The sequence below is a fragment of the Streptomyces sp. NRRL S-495 genome (genome assembly GCF_000966955.1).
GTDB classification, from domain to species: domain Bacteria; phylum Actinomycetota; class Actinomycetes; order Streptomycetales; family Streptomycetaceae; genus Kitasatospora; species Kitasatospora purpeofusca.
The window spans coordinates 1-5059 of record NZ_JZWY01001112.1; the positions used below are offsets into that span (position 1 = coordinate 1).

Here is a 5059-nt window from a genome sequence, read left to right on the forward strand (position 1 = left end):
GCTCCGGGGTGGACGCCACGGCCGGTTCGGGCTCCGGTGCGCTGGCCGGGCGGCTCACGCTCGGGCCCCGACTGCACGGGGACGGCGACGCGGGCCGGGACTGCGTCGGCCACGGCACCGCGCTCGCGACCCTGGTGGCCGGCCGCCGACCCGCCGACGGCGGCCCGTCCGGTGTCGCCCCCGCCGCGAAGGTGCTGGCCGTGGCCGCCACCGACGACGCCGGCAGCACCAACGCCGACCTGCTCGCCCGGGGCATCCGCGCGGCGGTCGACGGCGGTGCCCGGATCGGCCTGGTCGCGGCGCCGATCGCGGAGCCCGCGCCCGCCCTGGCCGACGCGGTCGGCTACGCGACGGCGAAGGGGATGCTGCTGGTCGCCCCGGTCGGGCCGGACAACCAGGCGGTGAACGGCCCGGTCTACCCCGCCGGATACCCCGGGGTGCTCGCGGTGGCCGGGATCGGTGCGGACGGCGCCCCGGCCGGTGCCGGGGTCTCCGGCTCGGGCTCCGCCGGCTCGGCGGGCCAGGCGGGCGGCGCGGCCGCCGCCGTCGCCCCCGGGCGGACCTCGCGGGTGGACGTGACCGCGCCGGGCGAGGGCCTGCTGGCGGCCGGCCCCGGCGGCGGCACCTTCACGGTCTCCGGGCCGAGCTACGCCGCCGCGCTGGTGGCGGGGACGGCGGCCCTGGTGCTCGGCCGGTCGCCGTCGCTGACGGTCGAGCAGCTCGCCGACCGGCTGCGTTCGACCGCCTACCGGCCCGGTACGGCGCTGCCCGATCCGGCCGTGGGCTGGGGAGCGGTGGACCCGGTGACGGCGGTCGGCGCCCCGGCCGCCGCCGGAGCGGCCGCGGCGCCGGGGACGAACGCGGCCGCCACGGCCGAACCCGTGGTCGTCCCGCCGCCGCCGGACGGGCGGCCGGTGCGGCTGGCGTCGGCGGTCACCGGGGTGAGCCTGGGCGGCGCGGCGCTGCTCGCCCTGGCGGCGGCCGCCGCCAGGGTCGGCCGCAACCGGGCGGCCGGGCGGGCCGGGGCCGGAGCGCCGTGGGACGGCGGAGTGACCCCGGCGGGCCCGCCAACGTCCCGCCAACGCGGGCGTTCGCGGCCGCGTTGGCCGCGCGTTGGCGCGGGCTGCCAGCGTGGCACCGCCCGGGGAGCCGTCCGATCGCGGTGGCCTGCCCCGGTGCACCGAGACAGCGATCGACCCCGGTACCGACCGACCGAGGTACCGATGAATGGTGTGAGGGGCTCAACAGCCGTGGCCATCGACGCAACCGCCCGGGCCGGGACGACCTCCGGGGACGCCCGGGTACCCGCCGTGCCCGCCCCGCCTGCCGCGCCCGCCGCCCGGCCCACGCTGGACCAGGACGTCCTCGCCGAGCTGTACCGCCTGCACGGCGGCTACCTGCTGCGCGCGATGCTCCGGGTGACCAGCGGGGACCGGGGCAAGGCGGAGGACATCGTCCAGGAGACCCTGCTGCGTGCCTGGCAGAACCCGGCGGCCGTGCAGCGCGGCCCCGAGCACAGCCGTCCGTGGCTGTTCACGGTGGCGCGCCGGATCGCCATCGACCACTACCGGATGCAGGCCGCCCGTGCCCAGGAGGTCGCCGACGAGACCCCGGAGGACCACGCCGGTTCCCACGACCCCTACGACGAGGTGCTCGTCGCCCGGGACGTGGCGGTGGCGATGGCCGAGCTCCAGCCCCACCACCGGGACGTCCTGGTCGAGTTGCACATGAAGGGCCGGTCGATGGTCGAGGTGGCGCAGGTGCTGGGAGTGCCGGTCGGCACGGTGAAGTCCCGCAGCTTCTACGCGGTCCGCGCCCTGCGTCCGATCCTGGCGGCCCGCGGGATGGCCTGGGCCGGCTGACCGGACGGCCGAGCGGGTGGGGGATCGACCGGGCGGCTGACCGGCTGGGGCACCGCCCCGGATCGCTGCCCTTTCGGGAAACCGCGGCCGGTCCGGGCGGACCCGAACCGGAAGGCCGTGAACCGCTTCCGATCCGCCGCCCGTTGACCATTGTGGCGGCACCGCCACCGGCGTCCGTACCCCCGTTCGGGCGCCGGGTCCGCGGCCGCCCCGGCGTTCGCTCTTGTGGGAGAGCGGACGCCGGGGCGTCGCCGCTCGGGACGCCGTGCCGCGGGCGGCCGGTCGGTCCCCCCAGAACCGACCGGCCGCCCCTCTTCCGTTCGCGGCCGCCGTTCGCCGCCTTCCGTTCCCGCCGCCGCCCCGGTCTCCCCCCGGGGCGGCGGCAGGCTCACCAGCCGAGCAGGTACGCCCCCCGGCGCAGCCCCGCCAGCACCGTGTCCGCCGTCGCCTCGGCCGCGTCCGCCGCCGCCGGGTCCTCGGCCTGAGGCGCACCGTCGGCCGCGGCACTGCCGGCCGCGGTACCGCCGGTCGTGCCCCCGCCGGTCGTGCCCCCGTTGAGCACCACGTAGTGCAGCGCCGCGCCGGTGGCCCGGCTCTCCCGCCGGAAGGCGTCCAGCGCGGTCGGGGCGACCGAGCCCTCCACCACCACCTGGTAGCCGCCCGCGGCGAAGGCGAAGGCCGCCTGGGCGGTGGCCGCCAGCGCGGTCAGGTTCTGCCGCCGGGCCTCCGGCCGGTCCGGGGTGACGTAGCCCTGCCGGACCGCCCGCCGGAAGTCCTCCGCGCGCAGGTGGACGCTGGGGAAGAGCGCGTCCGCGACCAGGGGGGCCACCGTGCCGCTCCCGGCGCCGGCGGCCGGGTCGGAGAGGACGACCACGCTGCCCGCCCCCCGTCCGCCTCCGAGCTCCGGCCCACCTACGGTCGTACGGTTCACAGCTGCTGATCCCTTCGCGGGCCTGGACGGACGGGGCCGGGGCGGGACGGGCGGAACACGCGGGGGCCGGCCGGAGTCGGCACACGAACCGGCCGAATCCGGCAAGGCGGACAGCCGACCGCCTCGTCCCTACGAGTGACTGCTGTCGAGGATCAACCTAGTCCACGGTGCGCCCCGGAGTCCTCCCCTCCCCGGACCTCCCGCCGTCCCCCCGCAGGCCCCTCGCCGTCCGTTCGCCTTCCCGCTACGCCCGCGTCCGTGCCAACGCCAACGCCTACGCCCGCGCCCGCAGCACGATCGGGTTGGTGAGCGCGGCCATCGGGCCCCAGGGGAGGTCCGGGCCCATCGCATTGCCCCGGCCCGGGGTCCCGTCGGCCCTCGGGTGCCGCACCTCGGCCCGGACGAACGCGGCGAGCGAGGCCGTCGTCCGCCAGACCACCGTGCCCGCGCCGTCGGCGGGCAGCGACTCCTGGTGCAGCTGGCCCTCGTCGGTCAGGAACCGCACCGTGCCGTTCGGCACCCCGGAGACGGCCAGCCGGACGTCCACCGGCGCGTCCGCGGGCACCGCCAGCTCCTCGCCGATCCCGGCCTGCCGGCCGTTCCCGGTCGCCGTGAACTCCAGCCGGACGGCCGCCGATTCGGCGAGCCAGCTGCGCCCGGCGCGCAGTCCGTCGAGGACGTCGTCGCGGTTGAGGTCCTCGGCGAGCACGACGGTGTGCGGCGAGCCGATCACCTGCGGGGCGCTGTGCGCGTCGCTGTTGCCGATCGCGGGCAGCCAGGAGCGCCCGTCGCGCAGCGCCACCGCCAGCTGGGCGTCCCAGCCGTCCACGGCCGACTCGTCGTCGTACGTCCACGGGCCGTTCCACACCTCGACGGCGTCGGCGCTCTCGTACCCGAACTTCCACTGGCAGGCGACGTACGGGCAGTACGGGTGCGCCGGCACCACCAGGCCGCCCTGCCGCCGGACCTGGCGGGCGAACCGGGGGAGGGCCTCGTCGCGGGAGCGGTAGCGCCAGTCGACGAACTCGCCCGGGCGCAGGCCCAGTGCCAGCCAGTGGCCGTTGCGGGTGGTGACCTCCTCACCGAGCAGTATCAGCAGGTCCGGGCCGGCCAGCGGGCCCCAGGCGCCGTGCGCGGAGGAGGTGTTGTGGTCGGTCGACACGATGAAGTCCAGCCCGGCCGCGCGCGCCCCGGCGGCCACCTCGGCGGGCTCGCGGCGCCCGTCGGAGTGCACGGTGTGCAGGTGGCAGTCGCCCCGGTACCAGGCCCGGCCGCGCCCCCGGGCGCGCTCCGGCGGGTAGGCGGGGGTGAACTCGCCGCCGGGCGCGCCGAACCGCAGCGTGACGTCGACCCGGTACTCCAGCCCCTGCGGCGCCACCTGGTAGGGCCCGAGGACGATGTGCCAGCGGCCCGGGCGGACCGGCCCCGGCAGGTAGCCGGGCGTGGCCTGCTCCCGGCTCACCGTGAACTCGGTCCGGAAGCCGCCCGACCAGCCGCGGAAGCCCCGGCCGCCGAGTTCGGTGCCGCGCTCGTCGAACAGACCGATGTCGCAGGAGTTGCCCGGGGTGCCGGGCGGCACGGTCGGCTTGTCGTACCGGTAGGAGACGGCGAGTTCGCGGACGCCGGACGGGACGTCGAAGGGCAGGTACACGAAGTCGGGTGCGCCGGTCGGCAGCTTCCCGGTCAGGGTGCTCGTCCGGTCCTGCGGCGCGTCCGGGGCCGCGGCTGCTTCGGCCCGGGCGGTACCGGCGCCCGCCACCACCGCGCCGAGCGCGCCCGCGGCCAGTAGGCCGCGCCGGCCCGGCCGGGCCTGCTCCTCGTGCACGTCGTCCGCCATCGGGTGCCTCCGCTCTCGCCGGGGATGCTCGCGGCCCGTACCTACCCGAGACCCGCTCGCCCGGGTGAACCCCCGGTGAGCCGGGCCCCACCGGCGGACGGCGGCCCCGTGAAGGCGGACCCGGGTTGCGCCGGGGGGTGGGGCGGGCCCTGAATAGGAGGTAGTCAGATCATCTGACAGTCGGGCAGATTCGGAGCGCATTGATGTCACTCAGTCGGCGGACCCTCCTGGTGGCCGCGGCCGGCACCACCCTGGCCGCCTGCGCGCCGACGACGAGCCCCGCGCCGTCCGTCCCGACCGCGGCGCCTGTCCCCACGGCGGCGCCCGTTCCCACTGCGGAGCCGGTGGCCCCCACGCCGACTCCGACCGCGACCGCTGCTGCCCCGGTCCCGACCCCTGAGGTCCCGGTTCCCGAGGCCACCCCCAAGG

The 5059-nt window shown here is 78.0% G+C and carries 4 protein-coding genes; 2 read left to right on the forward strand and 2 right to left on the reverse strand.

The window, feature by feature from the left end:
* Positions 1-1862 (forward strand): sigma-70 family RNA polymerase sigma factor (locus VR45_RS45070; protein ID WP_078897475.1); only part of this gene is annotated, 1862 nt, incomplete at its 5' end.
* Positions 1863-2250: 388 nt separating this feature from the next.
* Here VR45_RS45070 and VR45_RS39565 read toward each other — a convergent pair.
* Both VR45_RS39565 and VR45_RS39570 read right to left on the reverse strand, forming a co-directional pair.
* The gene (locus tag VR45_RS39565; RefSeq protein WP_159394539.1) at positions 2251-2793 is read right to left on the reverse strand and encodes an ATP-binding protein; all 543 of its coding nucleotides are present in this window, start codon (positions 2791-2793) and stop codon (positions 2251-2253) included.
* Between the two features lie 274 nt (positions 2794-3067).
* A complete protein-coding gene (locus VR45_RS39570) occupies positions 3068-4630 on the reverse strand; it encodes a CehA/McbA family metallohydrolase (RefSeq protein WP_045944806.1) in 1563 nt (520 codons plus the stop codon).
* A 203-nt stretch (positions 4631-4833) separates the two neighbouring features.
* Between VR45_RS39570 and VR45_RS49745 the strand changes: the two genes are divergently transcribed.
* A partial coding sequence (locus VR45_RS49745; RefSeq protein WP_234326638.1) for a hypothetical protein occupies positions 4834-5059 on the forward strand: 226 nt, incomplete at its 3' end.